Here is a 15943-nt window from a genome sequence, read left to right as displayed (position 1 = left end):
AAAAATTCTTTATACCACTAATTAAACTCAACCCGCTTCGGCGGGTTTTTTTATGCCCGGAGAAAGCATGGCAATCGAAACATTCACCTGGCGAACCCAGATACAGGCGGGAATGGAGGGAACGTTTAGCCATAAAACCCGCTCTGCAACCTTTGGCGACGGCTATGAGCAGATTGCCGGGGAAGGCATCAACCCTGAAAAGCAGTCATGGCCTGTAACCCTAACGGGCAAAAAAACGGACATGCTTCGGGCCCTAAAATTCTTTCGTTCTCACGTCACAAAGGCATTTATCTGGACATCTCCAGTTGGCGAAACTGGGCTCTACCGGATTGAGGCCGAATCAATCAAGTCACAGCCCTTATCCAGCAAAGTCATGACCATTTCTGCAACATTTAAACAGGCTTATGCACCATGATCACAGCCGACTATCAAAGCCTTGAGCCCGGCAACAAAGTCCGTCTTATCGAAGTTGATGGTTCTACTTTCGGCGTGGATGATGTACTGCGATTCCACGCGTACAACCTCCCGCACACAGAAGAAGAAATCGCAGCCGCTGGTGGCGATGAATCAAAGCTGAAGGCGAGAAGTATCTGGTGGCAGGGGGAAGAATATGCCGCCTGGCCGTATCAAATTGAAGGGCTTGAAGCCTCCACAGACGGCAACAGCGCCCAGCCAATGCTCACGGTCGCAGATATCGATAGCAAGATTACAGCGCTGTGCCTGGCTTATGACGATATGCTTCAGGCGAAAGTCACTATCCATGACACTTTTTCACATTATCTCGATGCGAAGAACTTCCCAGCAGGTAACGCAACAGCTGATCCGCAACAGGTCAGAAAACGAGTTTTTTACATCGATGGCAAAAGCAGCGAAATTCCGGGCGAAAGTATCGAATTCGTACTCGATAGCCCGATGTCGTTGCAGGGTAAGATGATCCCCACGCGCCAGCTTCATTCCCTGTGCACCTGGTGCATGCGCAATAAGTACCGCACCGGCGACGGCTGCGACTATGCCGGTACCCGCTATTTCGATAAAAACAACAACCCGGTGAGCGATCCGTCGCTGGATGAATGCCCCGGCACGCTTACGGCCTGTAAGCTCCGGCATGGAGACGGCAACGAACTGCCGTTCGGTGGATTCCCGGGCACGTCGTTGATTAGGAGTTGATATGCGCCAGAAAACCATTGATGCGATTATGGCGCACGCTGCCGCTGAATATCCTCGTGAGTGCTGTGGTGTGGTGGCGCAAAAAAGTCGTGTTGAACGTTATTTCCCGTGCCGGAACCTTGCCGCGGCACCGGAGGAAAATTTTGTCCTCTGCCCGGAAGATTACGCAGTTGCTGAGGACTGGGGTACGGTGATCGCCATCGTTCACAGCCACCCTGACGCCACTACGCAGCCGAGCGAACTGGATAAAGCGCAATGCGACTCAACGCTTTTACCCTGGCATATCGTGAGCTGGCCAGAGGGGGATTTACGCACCATTCAGCCGCGCGGAGAGCTGCCGCTGCTGGAGCGTCCTTTTGTGCTTGGTCACTTTGACTGCTGGGGGCTGGTAATGAGCTATTTCCGGCAAACGCATGGTATCGAACTCCACGATTACCGGGTTGATTATCCCTGGTGGGAAAACGACTATCCGGACAACTTCTATCAGGATTGCTGGTACGAGTGCGGATTTCGTGAATTCGACGGGCCGCCGAAACCTGGCGATATGGTGATCATGCAGGTTCAGGCTGATAAGTGGAATCATGCGGGGATTCTGCTGGAAGGTAACATGCTACTGCATCACCTTTATGGGCATCTGAGCCAACGCGTTCCTTATGGCGGTTATTGGCTTGAGCGCACAATGAAAATATTGCGGTTTAAAGACTGTTTCTGATAACCGCCTGTGACAGTTTTTTATGGGGGAAAAATGGCTGCATTACTCAATGTTGAGCCTGTCCGCACAATTCGATTGTACGGCGTGCTAGGTGCCACCTTCGGGCGTGAATATCGTTTATCAGTAGCTTCACCAAAAGAGGCCATCCGTGCCCTGAGCGTTATCGTGCCGGGTTTTGAGCGTTACCTTAATACCAGCAAACAACGGGGTTTAACTTATGCTGTATTCAGCGGGAAACGAAACCTCGTAAACGATGAACTCAGTATGGACAGGAGCACAGAGGAAATCCGTATCGCGCCGGTGATCATCGGCAGTAAGCGGGCCGGGATTTTTCAGACAATCCTCGGGGTTGCCCTTGTCGCCGTTGCTGCATTCGTCACGGGAGGGGCCGCGATCGGGATTGGTGGGACTGCTTTTGCTGGTGGATGGGGAGCTGTGGCGGGGATTGGGGCATCAATGGCGATCGGCGGCGTAGTCCAGATGCTTTCTCCCCAGACTACCGGGCTAGCCAGCAAGCAATCAGCAGATAACCGCGCCAGCTATGCATTTGGTGGCGTGACGAACACAACCTCTCAGGGAAACCCTGTCCCCATTCTCTATGGTAAACGGCGAATCGGCGGCGCTGTTGCCTCTGCCGGGATTTACGTAGAAGACCAGCAATAACAAATATTTGTCAATCAGGCCACCTTCGGGTGGTTTTTTTATGGGCGCGATATGGCTAAAACAATTACCGGACGTAAAGGCGGCAGTTCGAGTTCCCGCACCCCTGTCGAGCAGCCCGATGATCTCCAGTCCGTTGCGAAAGCGAAAATCCTGATGGTTCTCGGTGAAGGGGAGTTTGCTGGTGGGCTGACCGCGAGGGATATCTATCTTGACGGCACACCTTTACAAAACGCTGATGGTTCCGAGAACTTCAGCGGTGTCGTGTGGGAGTTTCGCCCAGGGACACAGGCTCAGGATTACATTCAGGGGATACCTGGCACAGAAAATGAAATCAGCGTCGGTACCGAAGTATCCAGCGAAACAGCCTGGACGCATACCTTCACCAATACGCAGCTTTCAGCGGTTCGCCTGCGCCTGAAGTGGCCATCTCTTTTCAAACAGCAAGATAACGGGGATTTGGTAGGGTATTCCATCAACTATGTGGTGGAGCTTCAGACGGACGGTGGTAGCTGGCAAAAGGTCCTTGATACTAATGTGACCGGGAAAACCACATCCGGTTATGAACGCAGCCATCGCATCGATTTACCGAAAGCTGGCAGCACCTGGACCATCAGACTGCGCAAAATTACCGCTGACGCAAACAGTGCCAAAATTGGCGACACGATGACGCTCCAAAGTTATACAGAGGTCATCGATGCCAAACTGCGCTATCCAAACACAGCTCTGTTGTACATCGAGTTTGATTCCAGCCAGTTCAATGGCTCTATTCCCCAAATTGCCTGTGAACCACGTGGTCGTGTCATCCGCGTACCGGATACTTACGATCCGGAAACAAGAACTTATAGCGGTACGTGGCTTGGGATATTCAAATGGGCCTGGACAGATAACCCTGCGTGGATATTCTACGACCTGGTGGTTAGCGACCGTTTCGGGCTTGGGGATCGTCTCACAACAGCGAACATAGACAAATGGACACTTTACCAGGTTGCACAGTATTGCGATCAGATGGTGCCGGATGGCAAAGGCGGAAGTGGCACCGAACCACGTTATACCTGCAACGTCTACATTCAGGAACGCAACGACGCTTATACGGTCCTGCGTGATTTTGCTGCTATCTTCCGCGGGATGACCTACTGGGGCGACGACCAGATTGTTGCGCTGGCGGACATGCCGAGGGATGTTGATTTTACATACACGCATGCGAACGTTATCGATGGCCGGTTTACCTATTCCAGCAGCACCACAAAGAACCGTTATACCAATGCGCTCGTATCCTGGTCTGATCCTGATAACGCCTATTCTGATGCGATGGAACCTGTTTTTGAACAGGCGCTGGTTTCGCGTTATGGTTTTAATCAACTTGAGATAACAGCTATTGGTTGTACCCGGCAATCGGAGGCGAACCGAAAGGGGCGATGGGGGATCCTCACCAATAACAAAGATCGCGTTGTTACTTTCAATGTAGGGGAAGACGGTAACATTCCACAGCCTGGCTATGTAATTGCTGTAGCCGACCGAAATCTTTCCGGACGTGACCTTGGCGGCCGTGTTTCTGCGGTGAATGGTCGTGTTTTGACGCTGGACAGGGCACCGGATGCATCTTCGGGCGACAGGATGATTGTCAATCTGCCATCAGGGGTTTCGCAGTCACGCACCATCCAGTCGATAAGGGGCAATAAAGTAACCGTCACGACTGCTTACAGCGAAACGCCTGTGGCTGAGGCCGTATGGGTCATTGAGTCTGATGAGCTCTACGCACAGCAGTATCGCGTTATTACGGTAACTGATAATAATGACGGCACGTTCACAATCGTCGGTGCAAATCACGATCCGGATAAATTCGATCGCATTGATACGGGAGCCATCATTGACCAGCGGCCGGTGAGCGTGATCCCGCCGGGCAACCAGTCGCCGCCTGCGAACATCGTGATCAGCTCGTTTTCTGTGGTACAGCAAAATATCAGCGTCGAAACGATGCGCGTGAGCTGGGACCAAGCGCAGAATGCTATCGCCTATGAAGCGCAATGGCGCCGCAATGATGGGAACTGGGTTAACGTGCCGCGCAGCTCCACCACTTCATTCGACGTCCCCGGGATTTATGCCGGGCGCTACCTGGTGCGCGTACGCGCAATCAATGCCGCAGAAATCTCGTCCGGATGGGGCTATTCAGAAGAGAAAACGCTGACGGGGAAAGTGGGCAATCCGCCGAAACCGGTCGGCTTCATCGCTTCTGATAATGTGGTTTTCGGTATCGAGCTGAGCTGGGGATTCCCGGCGAACACCGACGACACGCTGAAGACGGAAATTCAGTACAGCCTGACCGGGACGGAAGACGATGCGATGCTGCTGGCAGACGTACCCTATCCGCAGCGCAAGTATCAGCAGATGGGCCTTAAGGCAGGGCAGACTTTCTGGTACCGGGCGCAGCTGGTAGATCGTAGCGGAAACGAATCAGGGTATACAGACTTTGTGCGCGGGCAGGCCAGCATCGATGTATCCGATATCACCGATGCAATCCTGGAGGACATGAAAGGTTCCGATACGTTCAAAGACCTGATCGAGAACGCGGTAGACAGCAATGAAAAAATTGCTGGCATGGCTGACGACATCAAACAGGCCAACGACGAACTGGAGCAACAGGCGCAGAAAATTGCCCAAAATGCCCGGGATATCGGGAAGGTTCAGACCAGCGTTACAAACCTGTCGAGCAAGGTCGGAGATGTGTCTTCTTCTTTGAGCGAGCTTGAGCAGACAGTGGCAGCGGCTGATACCGCGCTGGGCCAGCGTATCGACAGCATAAGCGTGTCTGTGGACGGTATGACGGGAGGAGTGAAGAACTCCGCCATCGCGATTATTCAGGGCAACCTGGCTCAGGTGGCGGCGCGCAAAACACTGTCTGCGTCGGTCGCCGGTAACAGCGCGCAGCTGGACCACATTGATGAGGTGATCGTCAACGAGAAGGAGGCAACGGCGCGTTCGCTGCTGAGTTTGCAGACTGACGTGAACGGCAACAAGGCATCCATCAACAGCCTTAACCAGACGTTCTCGGATTACCAGCAGGCTATGGCCACGCAGGTAAACAGCATCACGGCAACCGTCAATGGGCACACATCAGCGATCACCACCAACGCGCAGGCCATTGCGAACGTCAACGGAGACCTGAAGGCGATGTACAGCATCAAGGTCGGGATGTCCAGCAATGGTCAGTATTACGCGGCAGGGATGGGGATCGGCGTGGAGAATACGTCGTCCGGCATGCAGTCGCAGGTCATCTTCCTGGCTGACCGCTTCGCAGTCACCACAGCTGCCGGTAACAGCGTAGCTTTGCCGTTCGTGATCCAGAACGGGCAGACATTCATCCGGGCCAGCTTCATTCAGGACGGCACCATCGAGAACGCCAAGATTGGGAACTACATCCAGTCCAATAATTATGTGGCTGGTTCTGCTGGGTGGAAGCTTGATAAAGGGGGAACGTTCGAAATCAACGGCGTGGCCGGGGGCGGGAGAATGCTGATATCCAGCACTCTCATTCGTATCTACGACAGCAATAACGTGCTACGTGTCAGAATGGGGTTATGGTAATGCCACAGGGCTTGCAATGTTGGGACGGCGATGGTCGAATTGCCGTTGATTTAAGTGATTATGCAATCCGTTATATTGGAAGCACCTCTGTAACATTCTCTGCCGGGGAAACGTCTAAAAATGTTTCCTTTGCAGGGGTTACACAGGATGGAACATTCATATCGAACATATCGACTGGTGCGCTTGCGAATGAATACTACTGCCGCGCTTATAATGGAGGCTTCACAGTGCTTTATTTACCAGGTGGACGTAGCCCAGCAAATACTCTGAATGTGGAGGTTTATAATTTCCAATGAGCGGTTTCGAAATCTATAACAGTGCCGGAAAGCTCCTCGTGGACTCGCAAAACAGGTCCACGATATTTCGCGATCAACGTACGCTTGGTGCAGTGGAGAATAAGGGTTATTACCTCATAGATAGTCCATTTGGCAATGGCAGCACTTTAGGAGATCTTCCACAGGCATTTCGTAAGGACGGTACATTAAGATGGTTAAAGCTTAACGCAAATAAATATGGGTTACTCGGCGCCGATTTGATTGAAGAGAATGCCGGAAGCATGATCCGAACTGCACGTAATATAGGTATGGAGAGTGGCTATCTGGATGTGTTCGATAGTTCGGGAAATCTGATTTGGAGTGCAGCTTCAGCATCAAAAATGCCACGAGTCGTTGGGTTTTATGATGTGCCGGCAAACTATGATTTACAGAACAATACCTTCTCAGTAAGTCTCAGCTACACCCCATGGATTTTGTTAAACAACTGTCCAGGAAATCTCAGCGATGACGGTACTGTAGTGGGTTATTCAGGATTGATGCTCAAATGGACTGGCTCACAGTTGCAGGGCAGATATATCGCGCAGAACCAGCGTAACTGGAGCCAGACATTACAGAGTCGGGGTTTAAGAATTCCCCTCGCTCAATTTGTAGGTATTTGATTCAGGTGGTACGCGAGGATATTGCGTAGAAATCATACTTTGCCTTACACCTTTCTTTGAATTAAATCTGTAGACCACGTCGAGTTTATCAGTCTTTTTATAGCAAATATTACTAAGCCGCTTATGAACATGGCGGCTAAAAATTCCATTACTACTATCGGAAAGAACAACCATTTCTCGCATGGCACAGTCGATATTCACATGAATATCTCCACCAAGCGATAAACGTGCTGCTTCCACCGGATAATCCATTTTGAATTTGTAGTCTGTGTGTTTATCAGCGCATCCAACCAGAAGCAAAAAAGCGACGGCAAATAAAAGTTTCATTTCAACAATCCTGTTTATACGGGAATCCCCATTTTATTAGAGTCTAAAAAATAGTCAGATTGATATAAGCGATCAATTTTACAGAATTGATCACTTTAAACGATCGTTATTATCGTGAGGCACTTCATGCTTTATAACACTGGCACCATCGCAGTTAACGGAAACACCGCAACCGGCACTGGCACGAACTGGACGGCACCGGCCAGCCAGATTCGGGTTGGCCAGACGTTGTTTGTTCTTTCCAACCCGGTACAGATGTTTCAGATCACCGCCATCAACAGTGCGACATCACTGACGGTTACGCCTGCCGCGTCTCCGGCGTTGAGCGGCCAGAAGTACGGCATTCTTGTTACTGATAGTCTCTCGGTCGACGGCCTGGCGCAGAGCATGTCTCAGCTCATCAACGAGTATGACGAGAACATCGGCGCGTGGGAGACGTTCGTCACCACCTCAGCAAACCAGAACATCACCGTTACCATCAACGGGACACGTGTAACTATTCCGGCGATCGGTAAACTGGCCCAGAAAGGAAGTAATGGAGCAGTCCCAATTAGCCAGGGTGGGACCGGGGCAACGAATGCCGCTGACGTTCGCACAAACCTCGGTTTAGGAAATAGTGCTTTATTGGATGCACAAAGTTCTTGGGGTGATGCCGCTCAAAGGAAAGTTCTAACTGTGGGTGCCTTCGGCCTGGGCCGTGAAATTACCGAATCAGTTTCACTTAATACAATGAGTGAATCCTACCCCTCATCGTTTATATGGTCAGTTGAGGATGCCAGTTATATGGGCGTACCAGGCAGCCAGAGCATCACATCAATCGTGATTGCTCGGGGAGGTCGACCAACTCGCATACATCAAATCTACACACTAGGGCGGACTTTCTTCAGCTATCGCACACCTACAGGGTGGCTTTATCAGGAAGCATACACGACAGGGAATACTACAAAGGCCAGCGATGGCACCCTGAAAGCAGCTTCTCCGGTTGCTCGTATCAGTGCAAGCGCAGATACCTGCCTGCGCTCAGATATTGCTGAGGATGGTTTTTCATGGTGCGGCTGCGGTACGGCGAATGCAGAGGCTGAAGGAATCGAAATTTCCCGGCTCGATGTTGGTGTTTATGTGCTAACTGGTTCGGCTGGCCTGGCGTCTGAGGGATGGCAGTTACTGCCGCCAATGGACCCTGGCGGCATGGGGGAGCTGGGAGTTGTAGAAGCTGAGCAAACCGAAAGCGGCGGACTGGCTATCCGCCTGTTCAAACGGAAATACATGCTGAGCGATAACGGGGAGATCGTCAAAACGAAAGGGGAACCGATGGACGTGCCGGTGAACAGCTGGATCGATGTTCGCCTTGATATGCCGGCAGATTCACTGTTTATGCAGCGGATGAATCAGGGACTTCAACCATAGCCGCGTGCAGATTCGATATGCTGTTTTGAGGCATCTCTACACGAACGCTGACGTACTGATCGGCGGGGATGTCGGCCGGGTCTCCATCCGCGTAACCTTCCAGTGAGTTCCTCGCAAATGCCGGTGCTGTCGGGTATTCCCGGTGAAATGTTTTTACCAGTACTGACCCGTCGGCACTAACCTCATAGTCCAGCCAGATTAGGGCCTGCCTATTGCGGTCTTTAGGTATATCGAATCCGCCGTCAATCCCTCCCCAGGCCGCATCAGAGTTCAGACCCATGCAGCCCTCGATCAGATACTCACCGGTTTTTATCCGAGTTACAGTGCAACCTTCTGATTCTTCATTCGTTTCAAACGAACCATCTGCAAACAGCTTAACTACTGGAGAGGCTGCTTTAAGCGTTCCGTCGCTGGCACGGGTCGTGTTGGTGGTACCGTAAAGCATGTTAAAGGTTGAGGTTGCGGAGGTTCCTGAGGTGTTTCTTGCCAAGACCCCAACCACCCCTGTTCCGTAAGCAACGCTGATGATCGCGTGAGTATCTTCAGCTGCAAAATATAGCGATGCAGCATAAGCTGTTTGTGAGTTAACAGTTTTGTTGTTGCGAAAAACACGAGAACCTTTATCCATGAGGTTTGCCCATACCTCAGCAACTGTCTCTGCATTGAATGAAGCCCCTTTTCCACCAAAACCAAACGCGCCTACCTCCATTACATTTCCCACTGCCGTTCCGACGTTCTTTGTCGAGCTGCTTCCTAAACCGACGTTTTATAGATTGCCCTCTGGCAGCAGTGCCGATAACTTCACCTGATTTTTTTGCAGAAAATATTGGGTGAAAAGCATGCAAATTGGCTATGTAAGGGTGTCAACAAATGACCAAAACACGGATCTTCAGCGACAAGCTCTCGAACGCGCAGGATGTGAACAAGTTTTTTGAGGAAAAAATGAGCGGGACGGTAGCGAACCGGCCAGCGCTTAAAAAGCTTCTGCGAACGCTGAATGAGGGCGATACGCTGGTGGTGTGGAAGCTGGATCGCCTCGGGCGAAGCATGCGAAACCTGGTACTGTTGGTGGACGAACTCCGGCAGCGCGGCATCCACTTCAAAAGCCTTACGGATAGCATCGACACTTCCAGCCCAATGGGGCGTTTCATATTCCACATTATGTCAGCACTGGCTGAAATGGAGAGGGAGTTAATCGTGGAACGCACCCGGGCAGGACTGGCGGCAGCCCGGGAGAAAGGGCGCATAGGCGGAAGACGGCCGAAGTTAACCCCTGAGCAATGGGCGCAGGCTGGCAGGCTGATTTCAAACGGCGTGGACAGAAAGCAGGTGGCAATTATCTATGATGTGGCCGTATGTACTTTGTATAAGAAATTCACAGCCCTCAAGGGAATCAGCGAAACGTAAATGATTATAGATCATCAGGATTATTAGATGTGCAGATCCCAACTTTAACCAGACAGAATATCATCAATGCCAGAACTATTACGACGATAGTAGAGATTATGAGCGTTATCATAAATGACCCTTATATGATTTTATTTTTTAGACTGTGTGAATCAAAAAAAATTCCAAACAGTTAAAAATATGTGACTTAAGTTAGGATGGTATTAAATGCCGTACTACATAGAATGTAATGAGTGCGGCGGCTGGCTATCCAGCATCAAACTAGCTTACTCAGGTTATTATGATCGGCTGGACAAAATTCATAATGAGCAATTACCCGAGGGATGAAAATATACATACAAAATTGAGAGTCCTTAAATATCAGCGAATTCGCAAAAGTCTGGCCATATCCTTGAAGCTACCTCACCATTTATTTCATTTTTTACCTTTGAGTCTGGGCACAAATGTAAGGGTTTTTTCTTCTGGTGATATCATCAAAAAAATGACCATAGGCGTATGCTCTAAATTTTTAATCCTACGAAGAATGCCATAAAGTCGCTGTTTTAACTTGGCTGCGCCGTCTTTTTCAGACTCCCAATCTAAAACCATTTGTTTTTCAATTCCGATGTAGGTGTTTTGAGGAAATCTCACTCCACTACCAGATTTTTCCAAATATTGACGACTACGTAAGAAATCTACAATCAAGGAGTTATCCATTTGATTGAAGGGCTTGCTTTCGAACATTAGCAACACCGTATAACTTATGATTTTCATAGAAATCTCATGGGTAGGTTCAGGCCATGTGAACGGTATGTTAGTTAAAATAGCGACAATGTGTATTGTTTAACATTAAAGAAATGTATCGTCTGCTATATAAAAAAAAGCCTACACCAGGTAGGCAATGCTGATGATTTCTAATTATTTTTATAATGCTTCTTGTTCAATATCTTCCGCGATGTTGGTAAAAAACACCGAAGCTTATAGATACTTTCGTGCCGCATCAAAAATTTCCTGAGAGGTTAGCTCTCGATCTGATGCAACATAGACAACTTCATTGTCCCCTGTTAAAGAGGGGAAACCGGCTGACATTATCTGAAGATTGATCTCTTCTCCACCAGGGTACTGTTCGAGTATTGATGTTACGCCTTTAAGCACAGTGACAACCTTACTTGGTTTACCATTAAAGAAAATGATTACTTTTTTCATATATCACCATGTATCCAAACGAATTTAGCGGTCGTGGCTGTTCGGTAAGTGTTGCTTTTTTCTATGTATTGTTTGTTTTTCGAAATTAAAACAAGCAATATCCTGCCTTAGCGTGTACTGTAGTAGCCCATTTGAACTGGAGAAGCCTGTGTCTGCACGTAAAAACAATCAATTCCGCCGAAATTATTTAGTCAAATGCCCTTGTCCAAACTGCTCAAAAGATTCGGAGCATAGTTACAATCGTGTACAAAAGGGATCTCAATTAGTATGCCCTTACTGTAATGCTTTGTTCAAAGCCCCTGAACGTTACTAAAAAACTCATACAATAAATAAGATGTGATGCTTTTGGAGGCTGCCTAACCTCTTACGCACTTTAATATTTTATAAGCAGTTAGCTTCTGCTTTGAGACTATTCATGCAGCAGTCCTGCATTTCATCACATCGGTCAGCAAACTTGACGGTGCTGAAATATGCTGGCCTGTTGTAATGATATTCGCAAACGATAAATGACTCTTCTTGTTTTTTAATTCGTATAAGCTTAAACGGCCATTGAGGGGGTTATTTATCGCAGAGCGTAACATTTGCAGCTGTCGGACCTTTAGTACCGGCAATGATAATAAATTTCACTTTTTGTCCTTCAAAAAGAGTTTTGAATGTCTCTCCCTGTAGTGAAGAAGAGTGAACAAGGATATCTTTACTTCCATCGAGTGGGGAGATAAAACCAAAACCTTTATCTTCGTTAAACCACTTAACAAGACCTATCATTTTTGAAGACATAAAAACTCCCCTTGAACACTTAAGAAATTACAACTTCATGAAAAGAAACGCATAATGGCATACGTATGGACTCAAGAGGAGGGATATCAGAGATAGCACCTGGTTATGAGGATTGCTTAGAAAAAGTCAGATTCACATTGCATCGAACTAACCAGATCATTAAGGCACGCGTTAAACTATTTAGCAAGTTTTATTTTAGCCATCTGGGAGGCTATGAAAATTAGATTAGCTAATCCAAATTTTTCCTGTATAGTAAAATTGGATTTCACAAAAGGAAATTATTTGACTCTTAAAATGACAGGCGTTGTCAAAAGTTTTGACTGCAAGAGTGAAAAGGGGTTCATTATACCATCGGATGGGCGTAAAGATGTTTCTTACACATCTCTGCATTAAACAATAGCGAAAACCAAACGTTAAGTCCTGGTGTTCGTGTTGAGTTCTACCGTATAAATGGACTCAGTGGTCCAATGGCGGCAAACATATTTCTTTCTTAAAAATACGCTATTGTGAGACTAGCTAAAAGGTGCAGGTCTAACTGATATTAGATTTGATTGTTATATGCTCTATCAAATTCCTCCCTTGGTTTTTTACATTTCCAACTGTACGCGTTACCGCATGCCAGTTGAACTTATCGGCGGGCACTGCACCGTCTGAAGCTATCTCTAACGCTTTATTCCCTCCAACGTCCAGCCGCATCCACTCTCTTGCAGCTTCTGGCGACAGAACCAGCGGCCGCCGATCGTGTATATCGACCAGGCCATTATCTGCTTCCGATGTCACAATGAAAAAACCTTCTGCATCATCGCCGCGCTCAAACGGTGTGCTGCCGATCGCCGCCATAAAAATCGGTTGACCGTCGGCACGGTGTATGAAGTAGGGCTGTTTCTTATCACCTTCCTTTTTCCATTCGAACCATCCATCCGCGAAGCAGATCGCCCGGCCGTGCTGCCACAGCGGTTTAAACATTCGGCTGGAAGCCGCCGTTTCGATGCGCGCGTTGATCAGAGGCGTTTTATCCCACCATCCTGGCGCGTAACCCCAGAGCACCGGATCGAGATGTAGTTTTTCGTCGCGTTCGCTCATCAGCAGTACTTTGGTACCGGGCGCGACGTTGTAACGTCCAATACGTTCCGGGTCATAAGCGATGTCATGATCGGCTTCATCGGCCAGGTAAGCCAGATATTCTTCACGGGTTTGGGCTTGTGCAAAACGTCCACACATAGAAACCTCCAGTCAGTCAGACTGAAAGTATAGGGCAGGGAGAAAAAGTAGCGTGCGCTGGTTAATGGTGAAGTCTTACAAGCGGAATCGTGGCGATTATGCTGATCAGGTAGAGATGCGTGAAGCGGTGTGTTGCGAAACTGGAAGGAGCTACGCAAGAGAGGGGGATTTTGGGGGCAGATTTGGGGGCATTTTGAAAGAAGGGACATCGATAGGGGCACAAAAAAGACCGTGCACGTCCGTAGATGTCCGTTAAGCGTTTTTAGCTAACTCATTGAAATATATTTATTTATCAGGATTTCAAAGAGTTGCGAACTTTCTGCACACTAAAACTGTACAAACAGCTTTTTCATTAAATATCACCGATACGCAACGCTAGCGTTTCTGTTCACCATCATTAACGCTATCAAAGCAGGGTTTACACCTGCTGACAACATTCATCACGGCGGAGCAGCGCATAATACCAGGCGCGGGCTTTCTGGAACGTAAGGGGTGTGCACAAGAAAGGGCTCCAACTCATTAAGGTTTCTTATCGAATCAGAGCATTGCAGGCATAGGTTATTCGTTAGCGATATTAATGATTACGCCGTAATCCTATTATTAACGGATTAGTGGTAAAGCCGTGCGGGCATTTTCGCGCGTTACAATGCACTGAATAGGAACAGGTTTTTGTTTCGCTTTCTTTATTAAACGGGCACGCCATTTTATTTTTTATCTCTTCCCATAGCGCTTCCCGGTAGGGTGACACGTTATAAAGTGATATCTGGCTAAATTCTCCATTAATGAACACGCCGTTTTTCGTAGGGTGAATTCTGTCTCCCGGCACTAAATATATATCGCTTTCGTACCAGATAATTAATCTGATCAGTTTAAGGCCAACGATGCAGGAGTAAACAATGCCTGTATTAGGACAGATCACAGAACTTAAAACGCGCCATGCCATTATGCTTCCCTCAGGTTAGGATGATAAGTCTGTAATTTTGTTTAGCACGAGATTTCAAGTTAATCAATATCGTAACTTATTGATATTGATCGTTATTTTATTTGGATATAGATTATTCCCTTTCATTTCAATGATATAATCCTCACGGAGGTGAGGGTTTTTTTTATGATTTTTTCTCACGGAAGGAGTGTGTCGGTTAAATTTTGATCGAGAAAAGGATTTAACATTTCGGTGTAATCTTGAGGAATTGTCCGAACGTTTCATTGCCATTACCATGGAAAAACACATCGTAATGGCAATGCGCAAAATAATTAAATGGCGTCTCCCGGACGTTTCACTTTGGCTATCAGCTTTTCGGTAATCGACAGGCCTTCCGCGATACCCTCATCAATGACGGAAATACCGTGCTCGTCAATCAGTTCAAGGAGCGCTTCATAGGTCTGGATCAGTTCCAGAAGATTAAAGAGGGCTTTTTGGTCGTGCCGGGTAGGCAGCATTTGGCTGGCTGTGGTTTGATGAACAATCCATTCAAGGTTGGTTTTAATGTTATCTACATCATCGTAGCTATACATATTTCATGGGCTTAAATCCTCATATCAAGATTTTTTTGGAGAAGTACGGCTTGCAACGTCACTGTCAGAAGCGTGTCACTGCTTAGAAGCTCTGAAGGTTAAGAAGAACTGGGGCAAGCGGCAGAAGCGGTTCCTGGTTTATGTCGCTGCTGCTGGCATGTGCCCTGAAGAAGAAGGAGAAGTGCATACGTACAATTATGCAACATCTTGCTGTAATAGCAAGAAAAGTCTTATGCGCCGGGCACCATCAGGTTTCCCAGGCGTGCGGTGCAAACAGGTAGCCTTTATTGCGCACGGTTTTGATGCGGTAGGGCTCAGTAGCGCTATCCAGCAGTTTCTTACGCAGACGTGAAATCGCCACGTCAACGCTGCGATCCATCCCGTCGTAACTGACGCCGCGCAAATTTTTCAGCAACGCGTCCCGGTCCATAATTTGCCCGGCATGGGTTGCCAGCTCCCACAGCAGGTCAAAATCTGCGGTTGAGAGCGCAATCAGCTCACCGGAAAGCGTAACCTGGCGGTTAACCGGGTCGATAGAAAGCGTGCCGAACCGCATCGCTTTATGCGGCGTTAAAGAAGGCGCAGGCGCATCACGTTCGGCGCTGGCGTGCTGGCGCAGATGCAGGCGTAAGCGGGCAAGCAGGACCGCCGGGGGCGTGGTTTTGAGGATGTAGTCATTCGCGCCCATCTCAAGCGACAGAATATGATTCATATCGCTGTCCAGCGAAGTCAGCAGCACGATCGGGCCGTCCCACTTCGCGCGCAGATCCCGGCAGAGCGTCATGCCATCTTTTCCGGGCAGCATGATATCCAGCAGCACCAGATCCGGATTTTCGCGGGTGACGACGTCCTCAGCGCGATCGCCACGAGGCTCGACAACCACGTCCATATCATGTTTACCCAGATAAGCGGCGATCAATTGCCCCACTTCGGGTTCATCTTCAACATAAACAATCTTATTCATACTACGTCTGTCATCGCGAAAAACGTCAACATACACCGCGCAACCTTAACCTTCCATTAATCTTTCTCAATTAGCCGGAGTT

Annotated in this window: 18 protein-coding genes and 2 pseudogenes; 11 read left to right on the top strand and 9 right to left on the bottom strand. The window is 48.6% G+C overall.

Annotated elements, in window-relative coordinates; genetic code table 11:
• Window positions 1-67 precede the first annotated feature (67 nt).
• From N5C09_RS06540 to N5C09_RS06510, 7 genes are read left to right on the top strand one after another with little or no spacing between them, the layout of a single operon-like run.
• Window positions 68-415, top strand: coding sequence for a phage tail protein (locus N5C09_RS06540; protein WP_017694307.1), 348 nt, complete (start codon window positions 68-70; stop codon window positions 413-415).
• Window positions 412-1167 (top strand): phage minor tail protein L, encoded by a 756-nt coding sequence (locus N5C09_RS06535; protein ID WP_063451521.1) that lies wholly within the window; start codon window positions 412-414, stop codon window positions 1165-1167. The genes N5C09_RS06540 and N5C09_RS06535 overlap by 4 nt, the downstream gene beginning before the upstream one ends.
• A 1-nt stretch (window position 1168) precedes the next feature.
• The gene (locus N5C09_RS06530; RefSeq protein ID WP_063132094.1) at window positions 1169-1879 is read left to right on the top strand and encodes a C40 family peptidase; all 711 of its coding nucleotides are present in this window, start codon (window positions 1169-1171) and stop codon (window positions 1877-1879) included.
• A gap of 33 nt (window positions 1880-1912) precedes the next feature.
• Complete coding sequence (locus N5C09_RS06525; RefSeq protein WP_086626444.1) at window positions 1913-2542, top strand: tail assembly protein; 630 nt, start codon at window positions 1913-1915, stop codon at window positions 2540-2542.
• A 51-nt stretch (window positions 2543-2593) separates the two neighbouring features.
• The gene (locus tag N5C09_RS06520) at window positions 2594-6124 is read left to right on the top strand and encodes a phage tail protein (RefSeq protein WP_279748697.1); all 3531 of its coding nucleotides are present in this window, start codon (window positions 2594-2596) and stop codon (window positions 6122-6124) included.
• Window positions 6118-6420, top strand: coding sequence for a hypothetical protein (locus N5C09_RS06515; protein ID WP_245167763.1), 303 nt, complete (start codon window positions 6118-6120; stop codon window positions 6418-6420). Before N5C09_RS06520 ends, N5C09_RS06515 begins: the two co-directional genes overlap by 7 nt.
• Window positions 6417-7058 (top strand): hypothetical protein, encoded by a 642-nt coding sequence (locus N5C09_RS06510; protein ID WP_058676442.1) that lies wholly within the window; start codon window positions 6417-6419, stop codon window positions 7056-7058. The genes N5C09_RS06515 and N5C09_RS06510 overlap by 4 nt, the downstream gene beginning before the upstream one ends.
• On the opposite strand, the gene N5C09_RS06505 is transcribed toward N5C09_RS06510, so the two are convergent.
• On the bottom strand, window positions 7023-7385 hold the full coding sequence (locus N5C09_RS06505) for a hypothetical protein (protein WP_165602759.1): 363 nt from the start codon (window positions 7383-7385) through the stop codon (window positions 7023-7025). The two genes, N5C09_RS06510 and N5C09_RS06505, sit on opposite strands and share 36 nt — an antisense overlap.
• Before the next feature lie 126 nt (window positions 7386-7511).
• Here N5C09_RS06505 and N5C09_RS06500 point away from each other — a divergent pair, with 126 nt between their 5' ends.
• Window positions 7512-8792 carry a hypothetical protein gene (locus tag N5C09_RS06500; RefSeq protein ID WP_063451519.1) on the top strand — a complete coding sequence of 427 codons (1281 nt, stop codon included), beginning with the start codon at window positions 7512-7514 and terminating at the stop codon, window positions 8790-8792.
• Here the strand turns inward: N5C09_RS06500 and N5C09_RS06495 are convergent.
• Window positions 8758-9501, bottom strand: a complete 744-nt coding sequence (locus N5C09_RS06495; RefSeq protein ID WP_063451518.1) for a hypothetical protein — start codon at window positions 9499-9501, stop codon at window positions 8758-8760. The genes N5C09_RS06500 and N5C09_RS06495 overlap by 35 nt on opposite strands.
• Window positions 9502-9631: 130 nt before the next feature.
• On the opposite strand from N5C09_RS06495, the pseudogene N5C09_RS06490 reads away from it, so the two are divergent.
• A pseudogene (locus N5C09_RS06490) lies at window positions 9632-10199 on the top strand (recombinase family protein).
• A 414-nt stretch (window positions 10200-10613) separates the two neighbouring features.
• Here the strand turns inward: N5C09_RS06490 and N5C09_RS06485 are convergent.
• Both N5C09_RS06485 and N5C09_RS06480 read right to left on the bottom strand, forming a co-directional pair.
• Window positions 10614-10952 (bottom strand): hypothetical protein, encoded by a 339-nt coding sequence (locus tag N5C09_RS06485; protein ID WP_063451517.1) that lies wholly within the window; start codon window positions 10950-10952, stop codon window positions 10614-10616.
• A gap of 204 nt (window positions 10953-11156) precedes the next feature.
• Window positions 11157-11384: a hypothetical protein gene (locus N5C09_RS06480; RefSeq protein ID WP_063451516.1), complete on the bottom strand. Its 228-nt coding sequence runs from the start codon at window positions 11382-11384 to the stop codon at window positions 11157-11159.
• Window positions 11385-11496: 112 nt separating this feature from the next.
• Between N5C09_RS06480 and N5C09_RS06475 the strand changes: the two genes are divergently transcribed.
• Entirely contained in the window at window positions 11497-11697 is a 201-nt protein-coding gene (locus N5C09_RS06475) for a YnfU family zinc-binding protein (RefSeq protein WP_308464266.1), read from the top strand.
• 245 nt (window positions 11698-11942) lie between these two features.
• Here N5C09_RS06475 and N5C09_RS06470 read toward each other — a convergent pair whose 3' ends face one another.
• Entirely contained in the window at window positions 11943-12161 is a 219-nt protein-coding gene (locus N5C09_RS06470) for a cold shock domain-containing protein (protein WP_063451515.1), read from the bottom strand.
• Window positions 12162-12443: 282 nt separating this feature from the next.
• Between N5C09_RS06470 and cspF the strand changes: the two are divergent.
• A pseudogene (cspF, locus tag N5C09_RS06465) lies at window positions 12444-12655 on the top strand (cold shock-like protein CspF).
• A 37-nt stretch (window positions 12656-12692) separates the two neighbouring features.
• On the opposite strand, the gene N5C09_RS06460 reads toward cspF, so the two are convergent.
• The 4 genes from N5C09_RS06460 to rstA form a co-directional block, all read right to left on the bottom strand.
• The gene (locus N5C09_RS06460) at window positions 12693-13382 is read right to left on the bottom strand and encodes an SOS response-associated peptidase (protein WP_279748696.1); all 690 of its coding nucleotides are present in this window, start codon (window positions 13380-13382) and stop codon (window positions 12693-12695) included.
• Window positions 13383-13956: 574 nt separating this feature from the next.
• The gene (gene iraM, locus N5C09_RS06455; RefSeq protein ID WP_074161062.1) at window positions 13957-14325 is read right to left on the bottom strand and encodes an anti-adapter protein IraM; all 369 of its coding nucleotides are present in this window, start codon (window positions 14323-14325) and stop codon (window positions 13957-13959) included.
• A gap of 311 nt (window positions 14326-14636) precedes the next feature.
• A complete protein-coding gene (locus N5C09_RS06450) occupies window positions 14637-14897 on the bottom strand; it encodes a hypothetical protein (RefSeq protein ID WP_193032538.1) in 261 nt (86 codons plus the stop codon).
• A gap of 247 nt (window positions 14898-15144) precedes the next feature.
• Window positions 15145-15861, bottom strand: a complete 717-nt coding sequence (gene rstA / locus N5C09_RS06445; RefSeq protein WP_279748695.1) for a two-component system response regulator RstA — start codon at window positions 15859-15861, stop codon at window positions 15145-15147.
• Between the last annotated feature and the right edge of the window lie 82 nt (window positions 15862-15943).

It is taken from the genome of Enterobacter sp. GD03975 (genome assembly GCF_029838645.1).
Lineage (GTDB): Bacteria > Pseudomonadota > Gammaproteobacteria > Enterobacterales > Enterobacteriaceae > Enterobacter > Enterobacter quasihormaechei.
The sequence above is the reverse complement of the archived record's forward strand: the minus strand, read 5'-3'. Positions and strand labels throughout refer to the sequence as shown.

What these genes read in the sequence shown, in the direction of transcription:
- N5C09_RS06540 (WP_017694307.1), top strand. Translation starts at nt 68, where the DNA reads ATGGCAATCGAAACATTCACCTGGCGAACCCAGATACAGGCGGGAATG.
- N5C09_RS06535 (WP_063451521.1), top strand. Translation starts at nt 412, where the DNA reads ATGATCACAGCCGACTATCAAAGCCTTGAGCCCGGCAACAAAGTCCGT.
- N5C09_RS06530 (WP_063132094.1), top strand. Translation starts at nt 1,169, where the DNA reads ATGCGCCAGAAAACCATTGATGCGATTATGGCGCACGCTGCCGCTGAA.
- N5C09_RS06525 (WP_086626444.1), top strand. Translation starts at nt 1,913, where the DNA reads ATGGCTGCATTACTCAATGTTGAGCCTGTCCGCACAATTCGATTGTAC.
- N5C09_RS06520 (WP_279748697.1), top strand. Translation starts at nt 2,594, where the DNA reads ATGGCTAAAACAATTACCGGACGTAAAGGCGGCAGTTCGAGTTCCCGC.
- N5C09_RS06515 (WP_245167763.1), top strand. Translation starts at nt 6,118, where the DNA reads ATGGTAATGCCACAGGGCTTGCAATGTTGGGACGGCGATGGTCGAATT.
- N5C09_RS06510 (WP_058676442.1), top strand. Translation starts at nt 6,417, where the DNA reads ATGAGCGGTTTCGAAATCTATAACAGTGCCGGAAAGCTCCTCGTGGAC.
- N5C09_RS06505 (WP_165602759.1), bottom strand. Translation starts at nt 7,385, where the DNA reads ATGAAACTTTTATTTGCCGTCGCTTTTTTGCTTCTGGTTGGATGCGCT.
- N5C09_RS06500 (WP_063451519.1), top strand. Translation starts at nt 7,512, where the DNA reads ATGCTTTATAACACTGGCACCATCGCAGTTAACGGAAACACCGCAACC.
- N5C09_RS06495 (WP_063451518.1), bottom strand. Translation starts at nt 9,501, where the DNA reads ATGGAGGTAGGCGCGTTTGGTTTTGGTGGAAAAGGGGCTTCATTCAAT.
- N5C09_RS06485 (WP_063451517.1), bottom strand. Translation starts at nt 10,952, where the DNA reads ATGAAAATCATAAGTTATACGGTGTTGCTAATGTTCGAAAGCAAGCCC.
- N5C09_RS06480 (WP_063451516.1), bottom strand. Translation starts at nt 11,384, where the DNA reads ATGAAAAAAGTAATCATTTTCTTTAATGGTAAACCAAGTAAGGTTGTC.
- N5C09_RS06470 (WP_063451515.1), bottom strand. Translation starts at nt 12,161, where the DNA reads ATGTCTTCAAAAATGATAGGTCTTGTTAAGTGGTTTAACGAAGATAAA.
- N5C09_RS06460 (WP_279748696.1), bottom strand. Translation starts at nt 13,382, where the DNA reads ATGTGTGGACGTTTTGCACAAGCCCAAACCCGTGAAGAATATCTGGCT.
- iraM (WP_074161062.1), bottom strand. Translation starts at nt 14,325, where the DNA reads ATGGCATGGCGCGTTTTAAGTTCTGTGATCTGTCCTAATACAGGCATT.
- N5C09_RS06450 (WP_193032538.1), bottom strand. Translation starts at nt 14,897, where the DNA reads ATGTATAGCTACGATGATGTAGATAACATTAAAACCAACCTTGAATGG.
- rstA (WP_279748695.1), bottom strand. Translation starts at nt 15,861, where the DNA reads ATGAATAAGATTGTTTATGTTGAAGATGAACCCGAAGTGGGGCAATTG.